This is a genomic window from Achromobacter deleyi (genome assembly GCF_016127315.1).
Taxonomy (GTDB): Bacteria; Pseudomonadota; Gammaproteobacteria; order Burkholderiales; family Burkholderiaceae_B; genus Achromobacter; species Achromobacter insuavis_A.
The window spans coordinates 4,967,334-4,994,314 of sequence record NZ_CP065997.1 but is presented as its reverse complement, the minus strand read 5'-3'; the positions used below and the strand labels follow the sequence as shown (position 1 = coordinate 4,994,314).

Here is a 26,981-nt window from a genome sequence, read left to right as displayed (position 1 = left end):
TCCCCAACTAACTGTTTCCGGCAGTACCACGATGTCCCTGCCCCCTTCCGCGGGCCCCGCTGCCCTGCGCCGCCGCCTGGCGCTGGCCACCCTCCTGGCCGTGACCCTGGTGGCCGCGTGGGCGCTATGGCGCTACGCCCTGCAAGGCCCCGCGCCCGCCGCCATTCCCAACTACGATCAGCAACCGGTCCCCGTCAGCGTCGCCGCCGCGCGTAGCGGCCCCTTGCCGCGCGACCTGCACGCGCTGGGCACCATCACGCCGCTGGCGCAGGTGGTGCTGCGCAGCCAGGTCGATGGCCAGTTGCAGCGCCTGCACTACACGGAAGGCCAGGCGGTGCAACGCGGCCAGCTGCTGGCCGAGATCGATCCGCGCCCCTACCAGGCGGCGCTGGCGGCGGCCGAAGGCGAACTGGCGCGCGTCGAAGCGCTGCTGGGCAATGCCGAGATCGACCTGCGCCGCTACCGGCAGCTGGCGCGGCAGGAAGCCGTGGCGGGACAGCAACTGGACACCGCCGAGGCCCAGGTGCGCAGCTACGCCGCGCAGCGCCAGCGCCTGGCGGCCGGCGTCGCCGATGCCCGCCGCCTGCTGGCGCAGACCCGCATCCTGGCGCCGCACGACGGCCGCGTCGGCTTTCGCCGGGTGGACGCCGGCAACCACGTGCGCGCCGTCGACACCAACGGCCTCGCCACCCTGGTGCAGACGCGCCCGATCTCGGCGCTGTTCTCGATCTCGGAGACCCATCTGGACCTGCTGCGGCAGGCCCAGGCCCAGGCCGGCGACGCCGCGCTGCAGGTGCAGGCCTGGGACGCCGACGAGCGCCGCCTGATCGCGCTCGGCACCCTGCAGGCGCTGGACAACCAGATCCACGTGGCCAGCGGCACCGTCAAGCTGCGCGCCCTGTTCGAGAACGCCGACGAAGCCCTGTTCCCGAACCAGTTCGTCAACATCCGCCTGGCGCTGGCGCGGCAGGAAGACGTGCTGTCGATTCCCACGGCGGCGGTGCAGTACGGCGCCGAAGGCGCGTTCGTCTTCGTCATCGGCGATGACCAGCGCGCCACCCGGCGCGAACTGACGCTGGGCCGCGCCAACGCCGGCCGCGTCGAAGTCCGCTCGGGCCTGGCCGCGGCCGAACGCGTGGTGGTCGAAGGCGTGGACCGCCTGCACGACGGCCGCGACGTGCTGATCGTGGAAACCCAATGAGCCTGTCCCGCCCCTTCATTCTGCGCCCGGTCGCCACCTCCTTCCTGATGCTGGCGCTGCTGCTGTCGGGCATCCTCGCCTGGCGCATGCTGCCGGTGGCGGCGCTGCCGCAGGTCGACTACCCCATCATCCAGGTCACCACGCCCTACCCCGGCGCCAGCCCCGACGTCACCGCGCGCGCCGTGACCGCGCCGCTGGAACGCCGCTTCGGCCAGATCCCGGGGCTCAAGCAGATGTCGTCTGCCAGCGGCAGCGGCATCTCGGTGATCACGCTGCAGTTCTCGCTCGACGTGTCGCTGGGCGTGGCCGAACAGGAGGTGCAGGCCGCCATCAGCGCCAGCGGCTCGCTGCTGCCGTCCGACCTGCCGACGCCGCCGGTGTACCGCAAGGTCAACCCCGCCGACGTGCCGATCCTGACGCTGGCCGTGACCTCGGATTCCCTGCCGCTGCCGCAGGTCTATGACCTGGTCGACACCCGCATGACGCAGCGCCTGGCGCAACTGTCGGGCGTCGGCATGGTCAGCCTGGCCGGCGGCCAGCGGCCCGCCGTGCGGGTGCAGGCCAACCCCATGGCGCTGGCCGCGCGCGGGCTGCAACTGACCGATCTGCGCGAGGCCATCGCCAAGGCCAACTCCAACCAGCCCAAGGGCAGCTTCGACGGCCCGGTGCGCTCGGTCATCATGGACGCCAACGACCAGCTGCAAAGCGCGCAGGAATACCGCGACCTGATCGTGGCCTGGCGCAACGGCGCGCCGGTGCGGCTGGGCGACGTCGCCACGGTCGAGGACGGCGCCGAAGACCGCTACCTGGCCGCCTGGGTCGACCGCCAGCCGGCGGTGCTGGTGAACATCCAGCGCCAGCCGGGCGCCAACGTCATCGCGGTGGCCGACCAGGTCAAGGCGCTGCTGCCGCAGCTGACCGCCAGCCTGCCGGCCGCGGTGCAGGTGCGCGTGCTGACCGACCGCACCGAAAGCATCCGCGCCTCGGTGCGCGGCGTGCAGTGGGAGCTGGCTTTCGCCGTCGGGCTGGTGGTGCTGGTGACCTTCCTGTTCCTGCGCAACCTGCCGGCCACGCTGATTCCCAGCCTGGCGGTGCCGCTGTCCTTGATCGGCACCTTCGGCGTGATGCACCTGGCGGGCTTTTCGACCAACAACCTGACATTGATGGCCCTGACCATCGGCGCCGGCTTCGTGGTCGACGACGCCATCGTCATGCTGGAGAACATCGCCCGCTACCGCGAACAGGGCCACAGCCCGATGGCGGCCGCGCTCAAGGGCGCCGGGCAGATCGGCTTCACCCTGGTGTCGCTGACGCTGTCGCTGATCGCCGTGCTGATCCCGCTGCTGTTCATGGAAGACGTGGTCGGCCGGCTGTTCCGCGAATTCGCCATCACGCTGGCGGTGGCCATCCTGATCTCGCTGGCGGTGTCGCTGACGCTGACCCCCATGATGTGCGCGCGCCTGCTGCCGCCGCACGCCGAGCGCCCGCCCGGCCTGCTGGACCGCCTGCAGGCGCGCTACGCCGGCTGGCTCGACATCACCCTGCGCCACCAGCGCCTGACGCTGCTGGCGATGCTGGCCACCGTGGCGCTGACCGGCCTGCTGTACCTGGCGGTGCCCAAGGGCTTCTTCCCGGTGCAGGACGGCGGCGTGCTGCAAGGCGTGACCCAGTCGGCGCAGAACACCTCGTTCGAGGCCATGTCGCGGCGCCAGCAGGCGCTGGCGCAAAGCCTGCTGCAAGACCCCGACGTCGCCAGCCTGTCGTCCTTCATCGGCATCGACGGCATGAACGCCACCCTCAACACCGGCCGCCTACTGGTCAACCTCAAGCCCTGGAGCGAGCGCGGCGCGCCGCTGGCCGACATCATGGCGCGGCTGGATGCCCGCGCCCGCCAGGTGCAGGGCATCTCGCTGTTCCTGCAACCGGTGCAGGAGCTGAACATCGAGGACCGCGTCAGCCGCGGCCAGTACCAGTTCACCCTGACCTCGCCCGACGCCGCCCTGCTGGCGCGCTGGAGCCATGCCCTGACCCAGCGCCTGGACGCCACGCCGCAGCTGGCCGACGTCTCGTCCGACCTGCAGGGCGGCGGCCGCCAGGCCTACCTGGAGGTGTCGCGCGACGCCGCCGCGCGCCTGGGCCTGACCATGGACGACGTCACCCAGGCGCTCTACAGCGCCTTCGGCCAGCGCCAGGTCGCCACCCTGTTCACCCAGTCGAACCAGTACCGCGTGGTGCTGGAGGTGGACCGGCGCCTGGCCGCCAGCCCCGAGGCGCTGGAGCGCATCCACCTGCGGACGGCGGACGGCCAGCCGATTCCGCTGTCGGCGCTGGCCACGGTCAGCGAGCGCGCCGTGCCGCTGGCGGTCAACCACCTGTCGCAGTTCCCGGCCGTCAATTTCTCGTTCAACCTGCCGCCGGGCGGCTCGCTGGGCGCGGCCATCGCCGCCATCGAGGCGGCGCGCCAGGACATCGCCATGCCCGCCAGCGTCGAGCTGCGCCTGCAAGGCGCGGCGTCCGCCTTCCAGGCCTCGCTATCGAACACCCTGTGGCTGATGTTGGCGGCGGTGGTCACCATGTACCTGGTGCTGGGCATGCTCTATGAAAGCGCGATCCACCCGGTCACCATCCTGTCGACCCTGCCGTCGGCCACCGTCGGCGCGCTGCTGGCGCTGCTGCTGACCGGCCGGCCGCTGGACCTGATCGCCGTCATCGGCATCATCCTGCTGATCGGGCTGGTCAAGAAGAACGGCATCATGATGGTCGACTTCGCGCTGGAAGCCGAACGCAGCCGCGGCCTGGCCCCGCGCGAGGCGATCCGCGAGGCGGCGCTGCTGCGGCTGCGGCCGATCCTGATGACCACGCTGGCGGCGCTGTTCGGCGCCCTGCCGCTGATGCTGGCCACCGGCTCGGGCGCCGAGCTGCGCCAGCCCCTGGGCTGGGTGATGGTGGGCGGCCTGCTGGTCAGCCAGGTGCTGACGCTGTTCACCACGCCCGCCGTCTACCTGTTCTTCCACCAGCTGGGCGCGGGCCGCCGCAAGGCCGCGCCGACGCCCGCGGACCCGCCGGCGCCATGATCCGCGCGTTGCTGCACCGGCCCATCGCCTGCATCTTCCTGGCGCTGGCCCTGACGCTGCTGGGCGCGGTGGCCTGGCGCCTGCTGCCGGTGGCGCCCCTGCCGCAGGTGGACTTTCCCACCATCGAGGTGCGCGCCAACCTGCCCGGCGCCAGTCCCGAGAGCATGGCCAGCACCGTGGCCGCGCCGCTCGAACGCGCGCTGGGCAGCATCGCCGGCGTCAGCGCCATGAGTTCGTCCAGCAACCAGGGCGCCACCCGCGTACTGCTGCAATTCGCGCTGGACCGCGACATCAACGCGGCCGCGCGCGACGTGCAGGCCGCCATCAACGCCGCCCGCGCCGAGCTGCCGTCCGGCATGCCGGGCAACCCCAGCTACCGCAAGGTCAACCCGTCGCAGGCGCCCATCATGGCGCTGGCGCTCAGTTCCCCGACGCGGCCCGCCGGGCGCCTGTACGACCTGGGCGCCACGGTGCTGGCGCAGAAGCTCTCGCAGATCGTCGGCGTCGGCGAAGTGACGCTGGGCGGCAGCTCGCTGCCGGCGGTGCGGGTGCAGGTCAACCCGAACGCGCTGGCGCACTATGGCGTGGCGCTGGACGACCTGCGCCAGTCCATCGCCGACGCCGCCCCCATGGGCCCGCAGGGCCAGCTGGACTCGGCCGGCCAGCGCTGGGAGGTCGGCACGCCCGGCCAGCCGCGCACGGCCGACGACTACAACGGCCTGATCGTGCGCCACCAGGACGGCGCCACCATCCGGCTGGCGCAGATCGCGCGCGTCAGCGACTCGGTCGAGAACCGCTACAGCAGCGGCTTCCACAACCACGACCCGGCGGTGGTGCTGACCATCAGCCGCCAGCCGGGCGCCAACATCATCGAGACCATCGCCGCCATCAACCAGGCCCTGCCCGGCCTGCGCGCGCTGATGCCGGCCGACGTCGACCTGACGGTGGTGCTGGACCGCTCGCCCGGCATCCACGCCACGCTGCGCGAGGCCCACGTCACGCTCGGGCTGGCCGTCGGCCTGGTCATCCTGGTGGTGTGGCTGTTCCTGGGCAGCGCCCGCGCCGCCGCCATTCCCAGCGTGGCGATCCCGGTGTGCCTGGTGGCTACCTTCGCCGTCATGTACCTGTGGGGCTTCTCGCTCAACAATCTGTCGCTGATGGCGCTGATCGTGGCCGCGGGGCTGGTGGTGGACGACGCCATCGTGGTGCTGGAGAACATCTCGCGCCACCTTGAACGCGGCCTGGGTCCGCGCCAGGCGGCCCTGCGCGGCGTGCGCGAGGTCGGCTTCACGCTGGTGGCGATGACGCTGGCGCTGTCGGTGGTGTTCGTGTCGATCCTGTTCATGGGCGGGCTGGTCGAACGGCTGTTCCGCGAATTCTCGATCACCCTGGTGGCCGCCATCCTGATTTCGCTGGTGGTCTCGGTCGCCATCATTCCCAGCCTGTGCGCGCGCTGGCTGCGGTCGCCGGCCGAGACCCCGCCGCGCGCCTCGCGCCTGCGCGCCGTGTTCGCCCGCGTCCACCAGTGGTACGGCGCGTCGCTGGCGCGGGTGCTGGGCCACGCCCGCCTGACCCTGTTGCTGCTGGCCGCCGTGGTGGCGCTGAACGCCTACCTGTACGCGCAGGCGCCCAAGGGCTTCCTGCCGCAGCAGGACACCGGCCAGCTGATGGGGTTCGTGCGCGGCGACGACGGCTTCTCGTTCCAGGTGATGCAGCCCAAGATCGACGTCTACCGCCAGCTGGTGCTCAGGCATCCCGCGGTGCAGGACGTGATCGGCTACAACGGCGGCAGCCTGGGCATCAGCAATTCGCTGTTCCTGATCCGCCTGAAGCCGGTTGCCGAGCGGCGCGAATCCTCGGCCCAGGTGATCGACTGGCTGCGCGCCAACGCGCCGCCGGTGCCGGGCGGCATGTTCTTCCTGAACGTCGACCAGGACCTGCGCATGCCGGGCGGCTTCGGCAATTCCGGCGACCACGAGCTGGCCATCATGGCCAGCGACGTGCCGGCGCTGCGGCAATGGTCGCGCAAGATCTCGCGCGCGATGCGCGACATTCCCGAGCTGCGCGACGTCGATGCCGTCGGCGATGCCGCCACCCAGCAGGTCGTCATCAACATCGACCGCGCCGCCGCCCAGCGCCTGGGCGTGGACATGCGCACCATCGCCAGCGTGCTCAGCAATTCCTTCAGCCAGCGCCAGGTAGCGACGCTGTACGACCCCATGAACCAGTATCGCGTGGTGCTGGAGCTGGATCCGCGCTACACCGAGGACCCCGAGGTGCTCGAGCGCGTGCAGGTGGTGGCGGCCGACGGCAGCCGCGTGCCGCTGTCGGCCTTCGCCACCTACGAGCACGGCCTGGTCAACGACCGCGTCTTCCACGACGGCCTGTTCGCCGCCGTCGGCGTCGGCTTCTCGCTGGCCGAGGGCGTCTCGCTGCAGCAGGGCCTGGCCGCCATCGACGCCGCCATGGCGCGGCTGATGGTGCCGGCCCACATCCAGACGCGCCTGGGCGGCGACGCCCGCAGCTTCCAGCAGAGCCTGCAGGACCAGCCCTGGCTGATCCTGGGCGTGCTGGTGGCGATCTACCTGGTGCTGGGCATCCTGTACGAAAGCCCGCTGCATCCGCTGACCATCCTGTCGACCCTGCCCTCGGCCGGCGTCGGCGCGCTGCTGGCGCTGCGGCTGGCCAATATCGAATTCAGCCTGATCGCGCTGCTGGGCCTGTTCCTGCTGGTGGGGGTGGTGATGAAGAACGCCATCCTGATGATCGACTTCGCCCTCGGGCTGGAACGGCGCGAGGGCCTGACGCCGGAACAGGCCATCCACCGCGCCGCCATGCTGCGCCTGCGCCCCATCGTCATGACCAACCTGGCCGGCCTGCTTGGCGCGCTGCCGCTGGTGCTGGGCATGGGCGAAGGCTCGGAACTGCGCCGGCCGCTGGGCGTGACCATCGTCGGCGGGCTGATGATCAGCCAGTTCCTGACGCTGTACACCACGCCGATCGTGTACCTGGCGCTGGAGCGGCTGCGCTTGAAGGTGGCGGGGTGGCGCGCGCGCCGCGCCTGACCCGGTCCGGCTTCACTCAGCCGGTCTCGCGTTCCGCTTCCGGGGCGCGCGGCGCCGCGCTCAGGCGCTCGGCCAGCAACGCCAGGAATTCGCGCGCCAGCGGCGGCAAGGTGCATCCCCGCAGCGTCACCACCTGGATGCTGCGCTGGCGCATTTCCGGATTGCTGAACGGCACCGCCACCAGGCGCGCGCTGTCCGGCTGCCCCATCAGCGTCAGGTAGCCCGACAGGGCCACGATCTGGCTGCCGGGCAGCATCGGCAGGAAGGCCGCCGAGTGGTTCGACACATAGGCCGGCTCGATATGCACGCCGGCATTGGCGCAGGCCGCGTCGAACAGGTCGCGCACCGTGGTGCCCGGATCGCCCAGCGACAGCGGCACCTGCGCCAGCTCGCGCACGCCGACGCTGCGGCGCGCGGCCAGCGGATGCCGCCGGCACATGATGGCGTAGACCGGCGCGCGGCAATGCAGCTCGGTCTTGAGCCGCTCGTCCGGCGCCACCGTGTAGCGCAAGGCCAATTGCGACAACCCTTCCAGGACCAGGCGGTTGACCTCCTCGGGCCGCTCCACCAGCAGGTGGAAGCGCGCCTCGGGCCGGGTGCGCTTGAAGTCGGCCATGCACTGCGGCAGGAAGCGGTGGGCGAACCCCTCGGTGCAGGCCAGCCGGATGGTCACGTCGCCCAGCGCGCTGCGCTGGCGGATGCCGGTGGTGACGCGCTCGGCCTCCAGCGCCGCCGCGTTGGCGTAGGCGGCCAGCTGGCGGCCGGCTTCGCTCAGCGCCATGCCGCGCGCCTGGCGCTCGAACAGCGCGATGCCCAGTTCGTCTTCCAGCTTGGCGATCTGGCGGCTGACCGCCGAGGCCGCCACGTGCTGGGCGGTGGCCGCGGCGGCGATCGAGCCGCAGCGCGCCACTTCCAGGAAATATCTCAGGCCCAGCGAAATCATGGCAAGCGTCCCCAAACCATTGCCTGAATAGCAACGATCAAATGCGAATTATCTAATTGTGGCATGCGCATAAGCGTAATAACTTTGTGGCTGTGCCGCTACCCGAGACCGCAGTGATCCGCGAACAAGCCATCCTCCACGCCACCCAAGCCTATGACGACGGCAGCCTGCAGGCCGAACTGGCCCGCCGCGTCGCCTATCAGACCGAGAGCGAGGAGCCCGGCCAGGCGTCCTGCCAGCACGCCTACCTGAATGACGAGCTGGCGCCGCAGCTGGAACGGCTCGGCTTCACCTGTCGGGTGCATCCCAATCCGGCGGGCGTCGACCTGCCGATCCTGGTCGCGCAACGCATCGAATCGCCGTCGCTGCCGGGCGTGCTGCTGTACGGCCACGGCGACGTGGTGCGCGGCAACGCCGCCAAGTGGGACGCGGGCCGCGATCCGTGGCGCCTGCGGGTCGAAGGCGACCGCTGGTATGGCCGCGGCACCGCCGACAACAAGGGCCAGCACACCATCAACCTGGCGGCGCTGCGCCAGACCCTGCACGCGCGCGGCGGCAAGCTGGGCTTTAACGCCACCTGGCTGATCGAGACCGGCGAGGAAGCCGGCTCGCCCGGCCTGGCCGCGTTCTGCGAGGCACAGCGCGAGACGCTGGCCGCCGACGTCTTCATCGCCAGCGACGGTCCGCGCCTGGCCGCCGCCCGCCCCACCCTGTTCATGGGCTCGCGCGGCGCGGTGAATTTCGAACTGAGCCTGCGCGCCCGCGAACGCGGCTACCATTCCGGCAACTGGGGCGGCCTGCTGGCCAATCCCGCCATCATCCTCTCGCACGCCATCGCCACCCTGGTGGACGCGCGCGGCCGCATCCTGGTGCCGGGCCTGCGTCCGCCGCCCATCCCCGCCGCGGTGGCCGCCGCGCTGGCGGACCTGGAGGTCGGCGGCGGCCCCGACGACCCCGCCATCGACCACGACTGGGGCGAGCCCGGCCTGTCGCCGTCCGAGCAGGTATTCGGCTGGAACAGCCTGGACGTGCTGACCTTCGGCGCCGGCGATCCGGCCAAGCCGGTCAACGCCATTCCGCCGGCCGCCACGGCCTGGTGCCAGTTGCGCTTCGTGGTCGGCACCGATTGGCGGGCGCTGGAACGGCACCTGCGCGCGCACCTGGACGCGGCCGGCTTCGCCGACGTGCGGATCCGCGTCGGCATGCAGGCCGGCGCTACCCGCCTGTCGCCCGACAACCCCTGGGTGCGCTGGGCCGCCGCCTCGATCGAACGCAGCACCGGCCTGCGTCCGGCGCTGCTGCCCAACCTGGGCGGCTCGCTGCCCAACGACATCTTCGCCGACCTGCTCGGCCTGCCCACCCTGTGGGTGCCGCATTCGTATCCCGCCTGCGCCCAGCACGCGCCCAACGAGCACCTGCTCGGCAGCGTGGCGCGCGAGGGCCTGGCGATCATGGCCGGCCTGTTCTGGGACCTGGGCGACCAGGGCCTCGCGCTGCGCCAGGCCGCCGCCGAAACCGCTTCTCCCACCCTCTGACCGGATCCTCAATGATCTCCCGACTCCGCGCCGCCGCGCTGGCCTGCCTGCCGGCCCTTGCCTTGCAAGCCGCCCCCGCCGCGCATGCCGCCTATCCCGAACAGCCCATCAAGCTGGTGGTGCCGTTCACGCCCGGCGGCGCCACCGACGCCGTCGCCCGCCTGCTGGCCAACCGGCTGTCGGGCAAGCTGGGCCAGGCCGTGATCGTCGAAAACCGGCCCGGCGCGTCGACCGTCATCGGCGCCAATGCCGTGGCGCAGGCCCAGCCCGACGGCTACACGCTGATGCTGTCGGGCAGCACCACCTACACCGTGCTGCCGGCGCTCAAGCCCAACCTGCCCTACGATCCGCGCCGCAGCTTCGAACACATCGCCATCGTGGCGCTGGCGCCGGTGGTGCTGCTGGTGCAGAACAGCCTGCCTGCCGAGACCGCGCAGCAGGCCGCCGAGCTGGCGCGGCGCCAGACCGCCAGCGGCGGCCTGATGTACGGCACCTTCGGCCCGGGATCGGCGCCGCACCTGGTGGGCGAAATGTTCGCCGAGGCCGCCGGCGCCCGCATGACGCCGGTGCCGTACAAGGGCAGCGCGCAATTCATCACCGCGCTGATAGGCGGCGAAGTCGCGCTCGGCATCGACACCGTGTCCTCGGCCGCGCCACAGGTCAAGGCGGGCAAGGTGCGCGCGCTGGCCGTCACCGGCGAACACCGCGTGCCGCAATTGCCGGACGTGCCGACCTTCATCGAAAGCGGCCTGCCGGGCGTCTCGATGGTGGGCTGGTACGGGTTGGTGGCGCCGGCCCGCACGCCCGCGCCGGTGCTGGCCACGCTGAACCACGCGGTCGCGGACATCATGCGCGATCCGCAGGTGCAGCGCGCCGTCAACGACCTGGCGCTCGAGCCGGTCTACCTGGATGGGCCGGCCTTCACGGCGCGGATGGCGCAGGAATTGCAGACCTTCGGCGAAGTGGGCCGGCGCGCGAACATCAAGCTGGATTGAGGCGGGCGCCCGCCCATGGCGGCGGGCCCGGCCACGCCGCTACGACTGCAAGCGCCACCCCCGCGCCCGCTGCTGGCGATGCCACATCGCGGCGTAGGCGCCCTCCCGTGCCAGCAACTCGGCATGCGTGCCGCACTCGCACAGGCGCCCGCCGTCCAGCACCAGGATCTGGTCCGCATGCTGGATCGCGTTCAGGCGATGGGCGATGACGATCACGGTGCGCCCCCGCGCCAGGTCGCCAATGGCGCGCTGGATCTCGGCCTGGGCCGACGGGTCGACGCTCGCGGTCGCCTCGTCGAGCAGCAGGATCGGCGCATCCTTGAGCAGCGCCCGGGCAATCGACAAGCGCTGGCGCTCGCCGCCGGACAGCGACTCCGCATTCTCGGACAGCACCGTGTCATAGCCTTGCGGCAGCGCCATGATGAAGTCGTGGGCATGGGCGCGACGCGCCGCCGCCTCGACCTCGGCCGGCATCGCATCCGGCTTGCCGATCAGCAGGTTGTCACGCACCGAACCCGAAAACAGCACCACGTCCTGGAACACGATGGCCACCCGCTCATGCAGCGCCCGCGTGCCCAGCTGCCGCACGTCCACGCCCCCCAGGCGGATGGCGCCCGCCGTGACATCCCACAGCCGCGCCAGCAGATGCACGAGCGTCGTCTTGCCGGCCCCGCTGCGGCCGACGATGGCGGTCACGCCCCGGGCCGGAATGCGGCACGATACGTCCGCCAGCACCGGCTCGCCGCCATCGTAGGCGAACGCCACGCCGTCCAGCTCGAAATCCAGGCCTTGCGGCAGCGCCGGGTGCGACGGTTCCGGCAGCATACGTTCCGCCAATACCGCCTCGATGCGCTGCATGGCGCGGTGCGCGAAACGCAACAGCAAGGTGGACAGGCCGACCTCGAACAATTGCCGGTAGAGCGGTAGCGCCACGACCAGGAACAACAGCAGCTGCTGCGGCGTGTAGGCGGCGTCGGCCAGGCGCGCCGCGCCCGCCAGCGCCAGCCCGACGAAACCGGCTTCCAGCACGAAACCGAACAGCGCCAGCCAGGGCGCCGGGCGGGACTCCACCGCCGTGACCGCCGCCAGCTGTTCGTCCAGGATGCCGCGCAGCCGGCGCCACGCCTGGCCATGGCGGCCAAAGCCGCGCCACACCGGGACACCCGCCACGTACTCGGCCAGCGCCGCCTGGGCCGCCTCGTTGGCGGCGAACATGCGCTTGCCGGGCCGCCGCGCCACCCGTTGCGTCCAGGCCATCGCCAACGCCGCCAACGGCACCACGGCCGCCACCCACAACGCCATCGGTGCGTCCAGCCAGGCCAGCAACAACAGCAGGAAACACGGCATCGCCAGACCCGAGACGAACACCCCCAGAAAGTGCGACCAGATCGACTCGACCATCTCCAGGTCCGAGGTCAGGCGCGCGGCCAGGTCGCCGCCGCGCTGCCGCTCGAACCAGCCCATCGGCAAGCGGCGCAGATGGTCCGCCAGCCGCAGTCGCGCCTCGCCCATCATGGCGTAGGCGCCGGCGAATATCAGGGGCATGGCACGCTGCCCCGCCGCGATGCGCAGCCAGACCAGCGTCCCCAGCGCCACCGCCGAGCCGGCAATGAACGCCGGCGACGCCTCACCCGCGAACGCCCGCCGCAACAGCAGATAGAGCGCGCCATAGAAGGCCGCGCTCAGCGCGCCTTCCGCCACCGCCCACGCGATACCGCGGGCCAGGCGCGCATCGCGCCGTCCCGCCAACCGGAACCCGGCCTGCGCCAGCGCTCGGATCATGCCTGCTCTCCCCGCGCCGCCAGGCGCCAGTCGCGCGCGTCCTGATGGTCGCGCCATAGTTCCCGATAGGCGGCACAGCCGGCCAGCAACGCTTCGTGCGTGCCCTGCCCCGCCACCCGGCCATGCGCCATCACCACGATGTGGTCCGCCTGCATCACCGTATGCAACCGGTGCGCGATCATCAGCACGGTGCGGCCCCGGCACAGTCCGGACAAGGCGTCCTGCACCAGCGCCTCATTCTCGGCATCGATGCTGGACGTGGCTTCGTCCAGCAACAGGATCGGCGCGTCCTTGAGCAACGCCCGCGCAATCGACAGGCGCTGGCGCTCTCCGCCCGACAGCCGCGCGCCGCGCTCACCGATGCAGGTCTGATAGCCGTCCGGCAGCGCCATGATGAACCCGTGCGCGCCGGCCGCCCGCGCGGCGCTTTCCAGTTGCGCGGCGCTGGCGTCGGCGCGCGCCAGGCGCAGGTTGTCGGCAATGGTGCCGTGGAACAGGAACACGTCCTGGAACACCACGCTGACCTGGGACAGCAACGCATCCAGCGGCCAGTCGCGCACATCGCGTCCGCCCACCCGCACCGCGCCGGCGCTGACGTCGTACAGCCGGGGCAACAACCGCGCCAGCGTGCTCTTGCCCGATCCGCTCGCGCCCACGAGGGCGGTCAGCCGGCCCGCCTCGGCCCGCAACGACACGCCGTCCAACGCCAGCCGCTCGCCATAGCGATGGCTGACGGCGTCGTACTCGATATGCAGCGGACCGGTCGGCACGGGGCCGTCGGCCTTGTCCGCCAGCGCCGGCTCGGCCAGCACGGCGTTGATATTGGCCAGCGCCTGCGCCCGCTGCGACTGCTCGCCCAGCGCGAACGTCAGGCGCAGCAAGGGCTGCAACACCGCGGGCGCCAGCAACAGGAACAGGAACAGGGTCGGGATGTCCAGCGTCCCGCGCGCATGCAGCCACGCGCCCAGGGGCGCCACCAGCAACAGGTTGGACGACAGCAACCCGACGTACAGCTGCCAGCCGCGGGCGCTGGCACGCGCGTATTGCGCCACCCAGTCCGCGGAGCCGCGGATGGCGACGGCCAGCCGGCTGAAGGAACGCGCGTCCAGCCCGAACGACTTCACCACTTGCACCCCGCGCACGTATTCGCCGACCTGGTCGGCGATCTCGCGCTGCAGTGCGTTCCAGCGCCCCGCCCCGCGGGCGGCCTGCCGCATCAGGATGGCCTGCGCCGCCAGCGCCGCCGGCAAGGGCGCGACCGCGGCCAATGCCAGGCGCCAATCCACCCCGAACAGCACCGCCAGCGCCGCCAGCGGCACCACGGCCGCGGCCACCGCGTCGGGCAGCATGTGGGCCAGAAAGCCCTCCAGGCCGTTCACGTCGTCCGTCAGCACCCGCCGCAAGCCGCCACGGCCGCGCGCCGCGAAAAACGACAGCGGCACCCGGCCGAGCTTGCGCGCCAGCGCCAGCCGCAGGCGATGCTGGATACAGAAGGCGCCGCGGTGCGCCAGGATGTGGCTGGCCGCCATGGCGGCCCAGCGCAACGCCAACGCGGCCAGCGTCCAGCCGGCCAGGCGGCGCACATGCGCCAGATCGGGCGCCGGCGCGAGCCATTCCAGCGCCATCCGATAGATCAACCAGAACGGCGCCACGCTCAAGGCCGCCGAGAGGACCGCGGTCGCCACCGACAGGCCCAGCAACCCGGGGGAATGCCGGACCAGGCTGGCGAAGCGGTGGCCGCCCGCGTCCATCACCGGATCCGCCGCATCCTTGGCCGCGCCGGCCGGGGCCGCCGACGCGCCCACGTCGGCAGCGCCGGCGTCCCGCCATGCCGTGGGCGCGCTCATCGCGCACCCTCCAGCCGGCGCAGGCCCAACCCGATCAGCAGCAGGGCCACCAGCGCCACGGCCCAGGCCAGCGCGAACGCGTCGCGGTAACCCAGCGCCTGCCCCAGCCCGCCGATGGCCGCCGCCGCGATGGCGTTGGACAGGCTCTCACAACACTGCATGACGGTGTAGTCCGTCCCCGGACGCCGCGGCGAAGCCCAGTTCATGAACAGCGCCCAGACCGCCACGTACATGGCGCCTTCGACCAGCGACTGCGCGGCAAACGCGGCAAAGATCAGGCGGATGTCGTCGACCTGCGCCCACTGCAGCATCCATGCCGTGCCCAGCAACGCCGTCACCCCCGCCAGCGAGACCAGCACCGCGCCCCGGTCGCCCAGCCAGCGGATCAACGGGATGCCGATGAGCACGCCGCCCACGGCGCTGGACACGAGATTGCTGACCTGCAGGCCGCCCACCTGCGCCACCGACATGCCGCGATCGACCAGCCACGGTTGCAGCAAGGTCGCCACGGCCGTGCCGGCGCACTTGAACATGACGGCGATCAACAGCGCCCAGCCCAGGTCGCGATGTTCACGCAGGTCGCGCAAGCGGACGCGCCCGACCGGGCCGGTCACCGGCGCGCCATCGGGCGCGGGCGCCGGCGCCTGGCGCCAGCGCCGGCCCAGCAGCAACGGAAGATAGAGCAGCAGCATCAGCCCGGCCATGCATTGCATCGCCACGGTCCAGCCCCATTGCTGGTGCAGGGCCAGCAGGCCACCGCCACCGGCCAGCATGCCGCCGATGAAGGCCGTCACCTGGACCGCGTTGGCCGCGCCCGCCGTGCGCCCCCGCATGCGGGTCACGGCATAGGCATTGGTCACGATATCCTGCGTGGCGCACACCAGGTTCAACGCCACCGCGCCGGCCACGCACAGATAGAGGCCGGTGGACGGCGCAGCGTACGACAACAGCAGGCACAGCACGATGGCCAGCCATTGCGTCGCGCCGATCACATAGGCATGGCTGCGCCGGGCGCACCAGTTCTCGATCGGCCCGGCCCACAGGAATTTCAGCGCCCACGGCAGGAACGCCAGGCCGGTCAGGCCGACCTCGGACACACTGTGGCCGGCGTCACGGATCAGCACGCCCAGCGCGTTGAAGGCCAGGCCGCTGGGCAGGCCCTGCGCGAAATACATCAGGCCCAGGGCGACGAACTGGCTGCGCCGGTCCGGCAAGGTTCGCGGCGCCATGTTAGAAGTCCAGGCCCACGCGCACGCCCACCACCCGGCCCGTGCCGGCCACCACCAGGTCATTGAGCGCGCGGGTGTAGTAGACGCGATCCGTCAGGTTCTTGCCGTAGACGCCGATGGTCCAGTGACGATCGACACGGTACGACAGTTGCGCATCCAGCAGGGTATAGGCGTCGTTCCTGGCCGTGGTGGTGGGATACAGGTTGGACGCCCCCTGGTGACGCACCGCCAGGCCCGCCTCCCAGCCCGGCGCGAAGCGCCACGCTGCCGTCACGCCATAGCTCTGGCGCGGCGTGTTGGGAAACTGCTGGCCGGCGTAGTCCACGCCGCCCTTGCTGTAGTCGTCGTAGACCGCCTTGACCAGCCCGACGAAGGCGCTCAGGTCCACGCTGCGAACCGGCCGCCAGGTGCCGGTCAGTTCCAGTCCCAGGTTGTGCGACCGGCCCGCGTTGGACGTCAGGCTTTGGCCGCCGCTGCCGATCGTCACGACCTGCTGGTCGCGCAGCTGGGTGTAGAAGCCGACGGTGCTCACGCTCCAGGTGTCGTCCAGCCCCTGCAGGCGATAGCCCAGCTCGGCGTAATTGCCGTATTCGGGTTGGTAGGCCTGCGCGGCGGACGCGCTGTCGGTCGCGTACTGATTGAAGCCCGACGCCTTGTAGCCGCGGGCCAGGGTGGTCCAGGCGAACTGCTGCGCATCCGGACGGTATTCCAGCGTCAGCCGCGGCAGCAGCACGGTGTCGTGCGTCTTGCTGCGCAGCGTCTCGACCGACTGGAAGGGGCCGGCGCTCTGCGTGCTGCGCCAGTCCATGCGGCGTTCGTCGCGTTCGACGCGCAACGCCCCGGCGATGCGCCAGCGGGGGTTGAAGCGCCAGCCCAGTTCACCGAAGATCGCCGCGGTCGACCCCTTGATGCGAGCCGACGTGACGCTGCCAAAGACGTTCGGCATCTCGAAGGTATAGGGCGAATCACGGCGTATCTTCGAGCCGTAGACGCCCCCCATCCAGTCCAGGCCGGTGTCGCCGGCGGGCGTGTGGGAAAGACGCGCCTCGCCGCTGTACTGCTCGACGGAGGAATCGAAGCCGCTGGGTCCGCCGAGCGCGGATTCCGGCATCCAGTAGCCCCATTTCATGTGGCTGCCGCCCAGGTTGACGGCGAGCCGGTTGCCGTTGGCCAGCTGGCGATCGTACGAACCCGTGACCAGCGTGTAGGACAGGTCGTTGCGCCCCGCGTCGCCATTGGCCGAATGGTGCTCGTCCGCCAATTGGCGCGTCGTGAAGAAATCGTTGCCGCCCTTGGTGTCCACGCCGTGCAGGCCCAGCCGCCACTCGCCGCCCGCCTCGTCCACGTGCAGCAACTTGATGCGTCCGAAGCGGCTGCGCCAGCCGCCGGTGTTGTCCCGGTCCAGGACGTCGTTCCTGACGTAGCCGTCGGCATTCTCGGCGCCACCCGCGATGCGGATGGCCGTGCGGTCGGACAAGGGAATGTCCAGGGCCGCCGTCTCGCGCCGGCGGTTGCCGGTGGCGTACTCCAGCTGGGCGTTGCCGCCGAATGCAAAGCCGGGGTCGCGGGTGCGCACCGCCACCAGCCCGCCCATGCTGTTCTGCCCGTATAGCGTGCTTTGCGGGCCGCGCAACACCTCGATCTGCTCGACGTCGAACAACTGGCCCAATGTCATGACGGTCATCGGTACCCCGTCGATCAGCACGCTGGTGCTGGTGCTGTCGGATTCATCGTCCGAAAAGCCCAGGCCGCGGATGGTGATGCTGGGCGTGTTCTGCGTAAAGCTGGTGAAGTAGACATTGGGCGAGCGGTGCGCGACGTCGAACAGGCTGTCCAGCCCCTCGCGCTCGACGGCGAGCCCGTCGATGACCGTCACGCTGGCCGGCGTGACCTGCTCGGCCGCGGCCTGCTTGGTGGCGGTCACCACCACCGGGGCCAGCCTGACGGCATCAGGCGCCGCCTCGCCATTCGGCGCAGGCGGCGCCGCGCGCAGGGATAGGGGCGCTGCCAGCGCCAGGGACAGGCCGAGGGCCAGGGAAGTTCGGGTAGGCATGGGCATGAAATCGCACAGGGGTGGGAAGGAATCCGCCATACAATAGCGATTCTCATTAACAATTACTGCCCGAATCGGCAGTATTCCTGCCCGGATCGGGAGCATTTGCGATGGACCTGCCGTTGATCGACCTTGCCCGGCATCTGCCCGACGACCCCAATCCGCCGCCCGAGCTGTGGCCCGCCGTGCCCCAGCCCAACGCGGTACACCAGACCGGCACCGGACTGACGGCCTTTGCCAGCCACAGCCATTACGAGCAGCCGGTCGGTTGCCTGATCTGCGATTCCGACAGGCGCCTGCTGCTGTCGATCTGGCCCAAGGGCGGCATGGAGGTCGCGGTGGACGGCCGTCAACGGCAATTGCAGAGCCGTCAACTGCTGTGCGGCACGCTAGGGGCCGGGCCGTGGCATACGCAGATGAATGGCGACATGCCGCACGTCGGGCTGCTGGTGTCCCCCGCCCTGCTGCGCCAGATCGCCGGCGAAGACGGCGATGCCCTGGCGGCCGACCTGGAACGCGGCCTCGGCCTGTGGCTGGCGCCCAGCGACCCGCGGCTGCTGCACGCGGCCCAGGAGCTGGACAGCGCCTTGATGGGCGGCGCCAGTTCGCCGCTGCTGCGCGAGGCCAAGAGCCTGGAATTCCTGATCCAGGTGCTGCGCGTGCGCGGGACCATCCGGTCGGACGGCGCCACCGCCCCGCCGGCCGTGGTGCGCCGCGCCGACCATGAACGCCTGAACCACGCCCGCGATTTGCTGCTGGCCGATCTGGCGCAACCGCCTTCCATCGCCGACCTGGCGCGCCAATGCGGCATGAACACCTTCAAGCTCAAGCAGGCGTTCAAGCAATATTTCGGCCTGCCCGTGCACACGCTTTACCAGCGTGAACGCATGCGCGCGGCCTGGGACCTGATCGCCACGGGCGGGCTCAGCGTGTCGCAGGCCGGTCTCAGGCTGGGCTATACCAACATGAGCCATTTCTCCAGCGCCTTCAAGCGGGTCCACGACGTGTTGCCGAATCAGGTCAAGCGCGGCGGATGATCCGCTGACATCCTGGCCTGTCCCGCCCGGCCCTTCGCCGGCCGGCCACCGCGGCGTGTGAACGCGCCAATCCGGCCCCATTTCGACTAGAATCAGAACCATTCTCAATATAAGACCAACGCCTGCTCGCGGCAGGTCGCAAAAAGAAAGAGGCTCGTTCTGAAACCCAGTTTCCGCTTGTCCATGGCCTGGCTCCACACGTGGGTCGGCCTGTGGTTTTCCTGGCTGCTGTTCGCCGTCTTCCTGACCGGCACGCTGGCCGTGTTTTCCGAGGCCATCACCCATTGGATGACGCCGGAGCACCACGCCGCCGAAGCCGCTGCCGCGGCGCGCGAGCCGGCCCAGGTGGACCGCGGCCGCCGCCTCGACCTGGCGGTGCAATACATGACGCGCCAGCATCCGGGCGCCGGCATGTGGGAGATCTGGCCGGTCAACCGCCATCACGACAACGGCCTGGTGGCCTATTGGTTCGACCAGAACGGCGAATACGCCGACGCCGAGCTCGACCCCGAGACCGGCCAGGAACTGCACGAGACGGACCACGCGGCGGCGCGCGCCACGCTTGGCGGCAGCCACTTCGTCGACTTCCACTACAACCTGCACGCCCAGCCGCTGGGGGTCTGGATCGTGGCCTTCGCGGCCATGGCCATGCTGGTGGCGATGGTCTCGGGCGTGGTGACGCACAAGCGCATCTTCAAGGACTTCTTCACTTTCCGCGCCCGCAAGGGCCAGCGTTCGTGGCTCGACGCGCACAATGCCACGGCGGTGCTGACCCTGCCCTTCCAGTTCATGATCGCCTACACCGGCATCGTGATTTCCAGCGTGACGCTGATGCCCGCGCCGGTCACCGCCGCCTACGGTTCCGGCGCCGAGGCCTCGCGCCAATACCTGGCGGAACTGATGGGCGAAGACCGTCCGGCCCGCGCCGGCACGCCGCTGGCGGTGCCGCCGCTGGAACCGATCGTGGCGCGCGCCGAGCAGATGATCGGCCAGAGCGCCCGCGCCATCGTCATCAACAACCCCGAAGACGGCGCCATGCGCATCGCGGTCTATGGCTGGAACGAGGACGCGGACATGCGCGCCCACATCAGCAGCACCACCGGCATGGCGGAATTCTCGGCCGCCACCGGCGAGCTGCTGCGCATGCGCATGCCCGGCGGCGTGCACGGCGGCGCCGCGCCGCTGACGCGCCAGGTGATGTCGGACCTGCACATGGTGAAGTTCGGCGGACTGGCGATGCAATGGCTGTATTTCCTGTGCGGCCTGGCGGGCACCGCCATGATGGGCACCGGCGCGGTGCTGTTCATGGTCAAGCGCCGCAACAAGATGGGCCACGAATTCGGCGCCGCCACGGCGCGCGTGTATCGCCTGATCGAAGGCCTGAACGTGGCCGCGCTGGCCGGCCTGGCGATCGCCTGCGTGGCCTACTTGTGGGCCAACCGCCTGCTGCCGGTGTCGCTGCCGCAGCGCGCCGGCTGGGAACTGCGCGCCTTCTTCATCGTCTGGGCGCTGACGCTGGCCCACGCCTGGCTGTGCGCGCCGCGGCGCGCGTGGATCTGGCAATTGGGCCTGCTGTCGGCGTTGTGCCTGCTGCTGCCGCTGCTGTCGCTGCTGACGCTGGGCGACCATCCGCTGGCGCAGATCGCGCGCGGCGACTGGGAAAGCGCCGGCGTCGAGCTCACGGCCGTGGCCACCGGCCTGGCGGCCGGCTGGGCTGCGCTACGATTGCACCGGAAACCGCTGTCGGCCCCGCCGCCGCGCAACGCCCGACCGCCCCAGGAAGCCACGGCATGAATCTGAACGACGCATACGGCATCGCCATGGCGCTGCTGCTGACCTATTCGGGCATGGCCTGCCTGAGCCTGGCGATGCCGCGCCACTACGACCAGGTGTGGGGCCGCGATCCCTCCGCCAGCCATACCCGCGTGCTGCGCGCCGCCGGCATCCTGCTGTTGCTGCTGGCGCTGCTGCCCTGCGTCGGCCTGTGGGGCAACACCGTCGGCGTGGTGGCCTGGCTGGGTTGGCTGTCGGCCGGCGCCCTGCTGTGGGTCGGCATGCTGTCGTGGTCGCCGCGCCCGGCGATGCGCACCGCCGCCCTCGCGGTGGTGATCTCGATCGCCGGGGTCGGCTTCGGATTCTAGGGCCGTATTGCGCCCGCGCCGGCCCGGCCGGCGCCGTTTGACCAGCGTCAAGCCAGGCTGACAAACGCCTCGGCAGCCGGGTCTTCAACACCATAGGTGGTGGTAGAGTTTTCCTACCCCACAACATATGGTGTCAGCGATGCAACTCCAACACATCCTCAAGCGCGACGGCCGGGTCGTCGCATTCGACCGCGACAAGATCGCGGCGGCGCTCGCCGCCGCCGGCCGCAGCACCAGAGAACTGGACGCCGACGTCGCGCAGGGACTGGCCAGCGCGGTGATCGCGGCGCTGGCCGCCGAGGGCAACGTCTGCCCCGGCGTGGAGACCATCCAGAACCAGGTCGAGGAAACGCTGGTCAAGGCCGGCTACTGGCGCACCGCCCGCGCCTACATCGTCTACCGCGAACAGCACGCCCGCCTGCGCGCGCTGCGCCACACCCTGGTGGACGTGGAAAGCGCCATGGAGGAATACCTCGAACAGCGCGACTGGCGCGTCAACGCCAACGCCAACCAGGGCTACAGCCTGGGCGGCCTGATCCTGAACGTGGCCGGCAAGGTCACCGCCAACTACTGGCTGTCCAACGTCTTCACGCCCGAGGCCGGCCAGGCCCACCGCGACGGCGACATCCACATCCACGACCTGGACATGCTCAGCGGCTATTGCGCCGGCTGGTCGCTGCGCCAGCTGCTGACCGAGGGCTTCAACGGCATCCCCGGCAAGATCGAGGCCACACCGCCGCGCCACATGTCGGCGGCCATCGGCCAGATCGTCAACTTCCTGGGCACGCTGCAGAACGAATGGGCCGGCGCCCAGGCGTTCAGTTCGTTCGACACCTACATGGCGCCCTTCATCCGCCGCGACGCGATGACCTACACCGAGGTCAAGCAATGCATGCAGGAACTGATCTACAACCTCAACGTGCCGAGCCGCTGGGGCACGCAGACGCCGTTCACCAACCTGACCTTCGACTGGACCTGCCCGGCCGACCTGAAGGAGCAGATCCCCTACGTCGGCGGCGAGGAAATGCCGTTCGCCTATGGCGACCTGCAGACCGAAATGGACATGATCAACCGCGCCTACATCGAGGTGATGATGGCCGGCGACGCCAAGGGGCGCGTGTTCACCTTCCCGATCCCCACCTACAACATCACGCCCGACTTCGACTGGGACCACCCCAACACCGAGCGCCTGTTCGAAATGACCGCGCGCTACGGCCTGCCGTATTTCCAGAACTTCCTGAATTCCGACCTGGAGCCGCACATGGTGCGCTCCATGTGCTGCCGCCTGCAACTGGACCTGCGCGAGCTGCTCAAGCGCGGCAACGGCCTGTTCGGTTCGGCCGAGCAGACCGGCTCGGTGGGCGTGGTGACGGTCAACTGCGCGCGGCTGGGCCACACCTGCCGCGGCGACGAGGCCGCGCTGATGGCGCGCCTGGACCTGCTGCTGGGCATGGGCCGCGACGTGCTGGAAACCAAGCGCAAGGTGGTGCAGCGCTACATCGACCAGGGCCTGTACCCGTACACCCGGCGCTACCTCGGCACTCTGCGCAACCACTTCAGCACGCTGGGCGTGAACGGCATCAACGAGATGATCCGCAACTTCAGCGACGACGCCGAGGACGTCACCACGCCGGCCGGCCACGCGCTGGCGGTGCGGCTGCTGGACCGGGTGCGGGCGCGCATGACCGAGTTCCAGGAAGAGACCGGGCACCTGTACAACCTGGAGGCCACGCCCGCCGAGGGCACCACCTACCGCTTCGCCCGCGAGGACCGCAAGCGCTACCCCGGCATCCTGCAGGCCGGCACCGAGGCCCAGCCCTACTACACCAACTCCAGCCAGCTGCCGGTGGGCCACACCGACGATCCGTTCGAGGCGCTTGCCCTGCAGGAAGCGCTGCAGGGCAAGTACACCGGCGGCACCGTGCTGCACCTGTACATGAACGAGGCCGTGTCCTCGGCCAGCGCCTGCAAAGAGCTGGTGCGGCGCGCGCTGTCGAATTTCCGGCTGCCTTACATCACCGTCACGCCGACGTTCTCGATCTGCCCGAACCACGGCTATCTGGCCGGGCACCACGAGTTCTGCCCGAAGTGCGACGCCGAATTGCTGGCCAAACAGGCGTCTTGCTGCGCGCCGGCCTGATATCGCCGCCCACCGCTTTTTTTTCCCGGGCGATCCCCGCCCGGCCTTTCCCCCAGGAGCCATTATGCAAACCGTGATCTCCCCCGAAGCCGCCGCCCCGCAGGCGCTGCGCCTGGACGACAGCCAGCGCGTGCGCTGCGAAGTCTGGACCCGCGTCATGGGCTACCACCGCCCCGTGTCTTCCTTCAATACCGGCAAACAAGGCGAATTCAATGAACGCCGCTTCTTCGTCGAACAACGTGCCTGAAGCGGCGGGCGGCCGCAAGGCCGCTCCCGCCCGCCAGCCGCCACGCATGGTCCATGCCGCGCCGCCGCGGCCGGCGGCCCAGCCGCTGCCGCGCCATTCCCCGGCGGTGGGGGGGCTGACGCCCTTCTCCACCGTGGACTGGCCCGGCACGCTGGCCGCCGTCATCTTCATTGCCGGCTGCCCGTGGCGTTGCCACTACTGCCACAACCCCGAATTGCAGACGCGCAACGCGCGCTACGACTGGCGCGACGTGCGCGCCTTCCTGGAAAACCGCCAGGGCCTGCTGGACGGGGTGGTGTTCTCGGGCGGCGAGCCGCTGAGCGAACCGCGCCTGCCGTCGATGATCCGCGAGGCGCGGCGCATGGGATACCGCATCGGCCTGCACACGGCCGGCATCTATCCGCTGCGCCTGGCCGACGTGCTGCGCTACCTGGACTGGGTCGGCCTGGACATCAAGGCCGACGCGCAAGGCTATGACGACATCACTGGCCGCCGCGATTCGCACCGCCCGGCGCAGGCCTGCCTGACGCAGTTGCTGACGGCGGGCGTGGACTTCGAATGCCGCATCACCTGGCACCCCGACTGGCTCGACGAGACCCGGCTGCTGGGCCTGGCGCGCGAACTGGCGCGGCGCGGCGTCAAGCGCTTCGCGGTGCAAGGCGCGCGCAGCTGCCCCAGCACCCCGCCCGCGCGGCTGCTGGGCCCGCAGGCGCAGGCCATGCTGCGCGGCTGGTTCGAGGAGTTCGCCTACCGCTGAGCGCCAGCGCGGCCCAGGCGCGCCGCCAGCGCGGCATGAAAGCGCGGCGAGGCCACCGCGCCCACATTGCAGCGCGACCAGGGCGAGGCCGCCGTCGGGTCGACGCTGAACACGCGGCCCGGCGCCATGATGACCTTCTCCGGCATCAGGTCCTCGGCCAGCGCCAGCGAATTGTCGATGCCGGGAAACGCCGCCCACAGATAGAGCGAACTGGTGGGCCGCGTGTAGACCGCGGCGCCCAGCGAATCCAGCGCCCGCAGCGCGTCGCCGGTGGCCGCCTCCAGCCGTTGGCGCAAGCGCACCAGGTGGCGCTCATAGTGGCCGTCACGCAGCATCACGTCGACCATGCGTTCGCAGTATTCCGAACTGCTGACGTGCACCAGCGCCTTCAGGTCCGCCAGGTCGCTGGCCAGCCCCGCGCCGCAGGCGATGAAGCCGACCCGCAGCGCCGCCGAGAACGATTTCGAGAAACTGCCGATGTAGACCGTGCGTTCCAGCTGGTCCAGCGCCGACAGCCGCACCGCCGAGGTCGGTTTGAAGTCGGCCAGCGGGTCGTTCTCCACCACGATCAGGTTGTAGCGCTCGGACAACTGCAGCAGCTTGTAGGCCTTGGCCGGCGAAATGTCCGAACCGGTGGGATTGTGCGCCAGCGACTGGGTGAAAAAGAGGCGCGGTTTCTCGCGCTGCAACAACGCCTCCAGCGCCGCCAGGTCCGGGCCGTCCGACAGGCGCGGCACGCCCAGCATGCGCACGCCGGCCAGCTTGAGCTTGCCGAACAGCGGGTAATAGCCCGGATCGTCCACCAGCGCCGCCGCGCCCGGCGGCAGGAAGTAGCGGATCACCAGGTCCATGGCCTCGTTGGCGCCATGCGTCAGCACCAATTGCGACGGCGCCGCGCTGATGCCGACGTCGCCCAGCTTGCGCACCAGGCTTTCGCGCAGCGGCGCGTAGCCGAAGCGGCTGCCATAGCGGAACAGCGTGCCCAGCCCGGTGCGCACCACCTTCTGGTGATAGCGGTCCATGCGCATGTCGGCCAGCCACTCCACCGGCGGGAAACCGTCGCCGGCGGCGATGGCGTCGGGCTGGGTCTTGAGCTGCTCGCGCATCAGCCAGACGATGTCCATGGCGCGGCTCAACTGGCCCGGTTCCTCGTCGGCGGCGCGCTGCGCCGGACCGGTATCGAGCACGTAGAAGCCCGAGCCGCGGCGCGGTTCCACCAGGCCGCGCGCCACCAGCATCTCAAACGCCACCACCACGGTGTTCTTGGCATAGCGGTGCAATTGCGCCAGTTCGCGCAGCGACGGCAATTTGTCGCCCGGGCGGTAGACGCCCTCGGCGATCTGGCGGCCGATCAGGCGCGCCAGGCTTTCGGCAATGGGCGCGGCGCGCGGGGCGCGGCCCAGGGAGTTGTCGGCGTCCACGGGGTGGTTTCCAGCAGGGGAAAGGTCGGAAATTGGTGCAGTGCGATGGTACTGTTCGTCCAAACTGTACCTCTGAATGCCGGTACAGTTTACCTAGAATCTGGCCACCCAATTCTTAGATTTTCCGATGGAGACAGATGCCATGGTGGCCGATTCACGCCTGCCCAATTTCCGCGCCCTCACCCCCGCCCAACGCCTCGCCGCCATCGCCGACGCCACCGGCCTGACGCCCGAGGAACGCCAGCAACTGGCCGAACCGGGCGCGCTCGGCCTGGAGCGCGCCGACGGCATGATCGAGAACGTCATCGGCGCCTTCGAGCTGCCGCTGGGCGTGGCCGGCAACTTCCAGGTCAACGGCCGCGACGTGCTGGTGCCGATGGCGGTGGAAGAACCGTCGGTGGTGGCGGCGGCCTCGTTCATGGCCAAGCTGGCGCGCGAGAACGGCGGCTTCGAGACCTCCAGCACCCGGCCGCTGATGCGCGCCCAGGTGCAGGTGCTGGGCCTGACCGATCCGCACGGCGCGCGCGTCGCCCTGCTGCGCGAACGCGAGCGCATCGTCAAGCTGGCCAACAGCCGCGACCAGGTGCTGATCGGCCTGGGCGGCGGCTGCCAGGACATCGAGGCGCACGTGTTCGCCGACACGCCGCGCGGCCCGATGCTGGTGCTGCACCTGATCGTCGACGTGCGCGACGCCATGGGCGCCAACACCGTCAACACCATGGCCGAGGCGGTGGCGCCGCTGGTCGAGGAAATCACCGGCGGCACGGTGCGGCTGCGCATCCTGTCGAACCTGGCCGACCTGCGCCTGTCGCGGGCCCGCGTGCGCCTGACGCCGCAGACCCTCGACACCAAGGACCGCAGCGGCGCCGAGATCATCGAGGGCGTGCTGGATGCCTACGTGTTCGCCGCCACCGATCCGTACCGCGCCGCCACCCACAACAAGGGCATCATGAACGGCATCGACCCGGTCATCGTCGCCACCGGCAACGACTGGCGCGCGGTCGAGGCAGGCGCCCATGCGTACGCCTGCCGCGACGGCCGCTACACCTCGCTGACCCATTGGGAAAAGGACGCCAGCGGCGCCCTGGTCGGCACGCTGGAAATGCCGATGCCGGTGGGCCTGGTCGGCGGCGCCACCAAGACCCATCCGCTGGCGCGGCTGGCGCTCAAGATCATGGCGGTGCGCTCGGCCCAGGAACTGGGCGAGATCGCCGTGGCCGTGGGCCTGGCGCAGAACCTGGGCGCGCTGCGCGCCCTGGCCACCGAGGGCATCCAGCGCGGCCACATGGCGCTGCACGCGCGCAACATCGCGCTGACGGTGGGCGCGGTGGGCGCCGAGATCGACCAATTGGCCAAACGCATGGCCGAGGAAAAGGACGTGCGCGCCGACCGCGCGCTGGCGCTGCTGGAGGAACTGCGGAAACCGGCCTGACGGCACGGCACGGCCGGCGCACGCACGCCGGCCGCACAAGAACAGAGGCGGCGCCGGGAACCTCCCGCGCCGCCCGTCCCTC

At 70.5% G+C, this 26,981-nt stretch carries 18 protein-coding genes; 12 read left to right on the top strand and 6 right to left on the bottom strand.

From position 1 onward, the window contains the following. The first annotated feature begins 31 nt into the window (after positions 1-31). From I6I07_RS22625 to I6I07_RS22615, 3 genes are read left to right on the top strand one after another with little or no spacing between them, the layout of a single operon-like run. Positions 32-1,201 carry an efflux RND transporter periplasmic adaptor subunit gene (locus I6I07_RS22625; protein WP_198483799.1) on the top strand — a complete coding sequence of 390 codons (1,170 nt, stop codon included), beginning with the start codon at positions 32-34 and terminating at the stop codon, positions 1,199-1,201. Then, a complete protein-coding gene (locus I6I07_RS22620) occupies positions 1,198-4,275 on the top strand; it encodes a multidrug efflux RND transporter permease subunit (RefSeq protein WP_198483798.1) in 3,078 nt (1,025 codons plus the stop codon). Before I6I07_RS22625 ends, I6I07_RS22620 begins: the two co-directional genes overlap by 4 nt. Further along, the gene (locus I6I07_RS22615; RefSeq protein ID WP_198483797.1) at positions 4,272-7,340 is read left to right on the top strand and encodes an efflux RND transporter permease subunit; all 3,069 of its coding nucleotides are present in this window, start codon (positions 4,272-4,274) and stop codon (positions 7,338-7,340) included. The genes I6I07_RS22620 and I6I07_RS22615 overlap by 4 nt, the downstream gene beginning before the upstream one ends. 16 nt (positions 7,341-7,356) lie before the next feature. Here I6I07_RS22615 and I6I07_RS22610 read toward each other — a convergent pair whose 3' ends face one another. Then, positions 7,357-8,283 (bottom strand): LysR family transcriptional regulator, encoded by a 927-nt coding sequence (locus I6I07_RS22610; protein WP_198483796.1) that lies wholly within the window; start codon positions 8,281-8,283, stop codon positions 7,357-7,359. 113 nt (positions 8,284-8,396) lie between these two features. On the opposite strand from I6I07_RS22610, the gene I6I07_RS22605 reads away from it, so the two are divergent. Next, positions 8,397-9,818: a M20 family metallopeptidase gene (locus tag I6I07_RS22605; protein ID WP_198483795.1), complete on the top strand. Its 1,422-nt coding sequence runs from the start codon at positions 8,397-8,399 to the stop codon at positions 9,816-9,818. An 11-nt stretch (positions 9,819-9,829) separates the two neighbouring features. Continuing rightward, complete coding sequence (locus I6I07_RS22600; protein WP_198483794.1) at positions 9,830-10,813, top strand: Bug family tripartite tricarboxylate transporter substrate binding protein; 984 nt, start codon at positions 9,830-9,832, stop codon at positions 10,811-10,813. A gap of 39 nt (positions 10,814-10,852) precedes the next feature. On the opposite strand, the gene I6I07_RS22595 is transcribed toward I6I07_RS22600, so the two are convergent. The 4 genes from I6I07_RS22595 to I6I07_RS22580 are packed head-to-tail and all read right to left on the bottom strand — an operon-like array spanning position 10,853 to position 17,724. Continuing rightward, positions 10,853-12,595, bottom strand: a complete 1,743-nt coding sequence (locus I6I07_RS22595; RefSeq protein WP_198483793.1) for an ABC transporter ATP-binding protein — start codon at positions 12,593-12,595, stop codon at positions 10,853-10,855. Beyond that, positions 12,592-14,442: an ABC transporter ATP-binding protein gene (locus I6I07_RS22590; RefSeq protein WP_232625687.1), complete on the bottom strand. Its 1,851-nt coding sequence runs from the start codon at positions 14,440-14,442 to the stop codon at positions 12,592-12,594. The genes I6I07_RS22595 and I6I07_RS22590 overlap by 4 nt, the downstream gene beginning before the upstream one ends. Further along, the gene (locus I6I07_RS22585) at positions 14,439-15,671 is read right to left on the bottom strand and encodes an MFS transporter (protein ID WP_198483792.1); all 1,233 of its coding nucleotides are present in this window, start codon (positions 15,669-15,671) and stop codon (positions 14,439-14,441) included. The genes I6I07_RS22590 and I6I07_RS22585 overlap by 4 nt, the downstream gene beginning before the upstream one ends. Before the next feature lies 1 nt (position 15,672). Continuing rightward, entirely contained in the window at positions 15,673-17,724 is a 2,052-nt protein-coding gene (locus I6I07_RS22580) for a TonB-dependent receptor (RefSeq protein ID WP_198483791.1), read from the bottom strand. A 110-nt stretch (positions 17,725-17,834) separates the two neighbouring features. Here I6I07_RS22580 and I6I07_RS22575 point away from each other — a divergent pair, with 110 nt between their 5' ends. The 6 genes from I6I07_RS22575 to I6I07_RS22550 all read left to right on the top strand — a co-directional run bounded on the left by I6I07_RS22575 (position 17,835) and on the right by I6I07_RS22550 (position 24,046). Continuing rightward, the gene (locus tag I6I07_RS22575; RefSeq protein WP_198483790.1) at positions 17,835-18,761 is read left to right on the top strand and encodes a helix-turn-helix transcriptional regulator; all 927 of its coding nucleotides are present in this window, start codon (positions 17,835-17,837) and stop codon (positions 18,759-18,761) included. A gap of 183 nt (positions 18,762-18,944) precedes the next feature. Next, on the top strand, positions 18,945-20,555 hold the full coding sequence (locus I6I07_RS22570) for a PepSY-associated TM helix domain-containing protein (protein ID WP_198483789.1): 1,611 nt from the start codon (positions 18,945-18,947) through the stop codon (positions 20,553-20,555). Then, complete coding sequence (locus I6I07_RS22565) at positions 20,552-20,902, top strand: DUF3325 domain-containing protein (protein ID WP_198483788.1); 351 nt, start codon at positions 20,552-20,554, stop codon at positions 20,900-20,902. Before I6I07_RS22570 ends, I6I07_RS22565 begins: the two co-directional genes overlap by 4 nt. Positions 20,903-21,041: 139 nt before the next feature. Continuing rightward, a complete protein-coding gene (locus tag I6I07_RS22560) occupies positions 21,042-23,042 on the top strand; it encodes a ribonucleoside triphosphate reductase (RefSeq protein ID WP_198483787.1) in 2,001 nt (666 codons plus the stop codon). 64 nt (positions 23,043-23,106) lie between these two features. Further along, positions 23,107-23,289: an anaerobic ribonucleoside-triphosphate reductase gene (nrdD, locus tag I6I07_RS22555; protein ID WP_006395259.1), complete on the top strand. Its 183-nt coding sequence runs from the start codon at positions 23,107-23,109 to the stop codon at positions 23,287-23,289. Next, on the top strand, positions 23,255-24,046 hold the full coding sequence (locus tag I6I07_RS22550) for an anaerobic ribonucleoside-triphosphate reductase activating protein (RefSeq protein WP_198483786.1): 792 nt from the start codon (positions 23,255-23,257) through the stop codon (positions 24,044-24,046). Before nrdD ends, I6I07_RS22550 begins: the two co-directional genes overlap by 35 nt. On the opposite strand, the gene I6I07_RS22545 is transcribed toward I6I07_RS22550, so the two are convergent. Continuing rightward, entirely contained in the window at positions 24,037-25,467 is a 1,431-nt protein-coding gene (locus I6I07_RS22545) for a PLP-dependent aminotransferase family protein (protein WP_198483785.1), read from the bottom strand. The genes I6I07_RS22550 and I6I07_RS22545 overlap by 10 nt on opposite strands. A gap of 142 nt (positions 25,468-25,609) precedes the next feature. On the opposite strand from I6I07_RS22545, the gene I6I07_RS22540 reads away from it, so the two are divergent. Beyond that, positions 25,610-26,899 (top strand): hydroxymethylglutaryl-CoA reductase, degradative, encoded by a 1,290-nt coding sequence (locus I6I07_RS22540; protein WP_198483784.1) that lies wholly within the window; start codon positions 25,610-25,612, stop codon positions 26,897-26,899. Positions 26,900-26,981: the final 82 nt, after the last annotated feature.

Coding starts and splice junctions, on each gene's coding strand:
- I6I07_RS22625 (WP_198483799.1), top strand. CDS start 32: ATGTCCCTGCCCCCTTCCGCGGGCCCCGCTGCCCTGCGCCGCCGCCTG.
- I6I07_RS22620 (WP_198483798.1), top strand. CDS start 1,198: ATGAGCCTGTCCCGCCCCTTCATTCTGCGCCCGGTCGCCACCTCCTTC.
- I6I07_RS22615 (WP_198483797.1), top strand. CDS start 4,272: ATGATCCGCGCGTTGCTGCACCGGCCCATCGCCTGCATCTTCCTGGCG.
- I6I07_RS22610 (WP_198483796.1), bottom strand. CDS start 8,283: ATGATTTCGCTGGGCCTGAGATATTTCCTGGAAGTGGCGCGCTGCGGC.
- I6I07_RS22600 (WP_198483794.1), top strand. CDS start 9,830: ATGATCTCCCGACTCCGCGCCGCCGCGCTGGCCTGCCTGCCGGCCCTT.
- I6I07_RS22595 (WP_198483793.1), bottom strand. CDS start 12,595: ATGATCCGAGCGCTGGCGCAGGCCGGGTTCCGGTTGGCGGGACGGCGC.
- I6I07_RS22590 (WP_232625687.1), bottom strand. CDS start 14,442: ATGAGCGCGCCCACGGCATGGCGGGACGCCGGCGCTGCCGACGTGGGC.
- I6I07_RS22585 (WP_198483792.1), bottom strand. CDS start 15,671: ATGGCGCCGCGAACCTTGCCGGACCGGCGCAGCCAGTTCGTCGCCCTG.
- I6I07_RS22580 (WP_198483791.1), bottom strand. CDS start 17,724: ATGCCTACCCGAACTTCCCTGGCCCTCGGCCTGTCCCTGGCGCTGGCA.
- I6I07_RS22575 (WP_198483790.1), top strand. CDS start 17,835: ATGGACCTGCCGTTGATCGACCTTGCCCGGCATCTGCCCGACGACCCC.
- I6I07_RS22570 (WP_198483789.1), top strand. CDS start 18,945: ATGGCCTGGCTCCACACGTGGGTCGGCCTGTGGTTTTCCTGGCTGCTG.
- I6I07_RS22565 (WP_198483788.1), top strand. CDS start 20,552: ATGAATCTGAACGACGCATACGGCATCGCCATGGCGCTGCTGCTGACC.
- I6I07_RS22560 (WP_198483787.1), top strand. CDS start 21,042: ATGCAACTCCAACACATCCTCAAGCGCGACGGCCGGGTCGTCGCATTC.
- nrdD (WP_006395259.1), top strand. CDS start 23,107: ATGCAAACCGTGATCTCCCCCGAAGCCGCCGCCCCGCAGGCGCTGCGC.
- I6I07_RS22550 (WP_198483786.1), top strand. CDS start 23,255: ATGAACGCCGCTTCTTCGTCGAACAACGTGCCTGAAGCGGCGGGCGGC.
- I6I07_RS22540 (WP_198483784.1), top strand. CDS start 25,610: ATGGTGGCCGATTCACGCCTGCCCAATTTCCGCGCCCTCACCCCCGCC.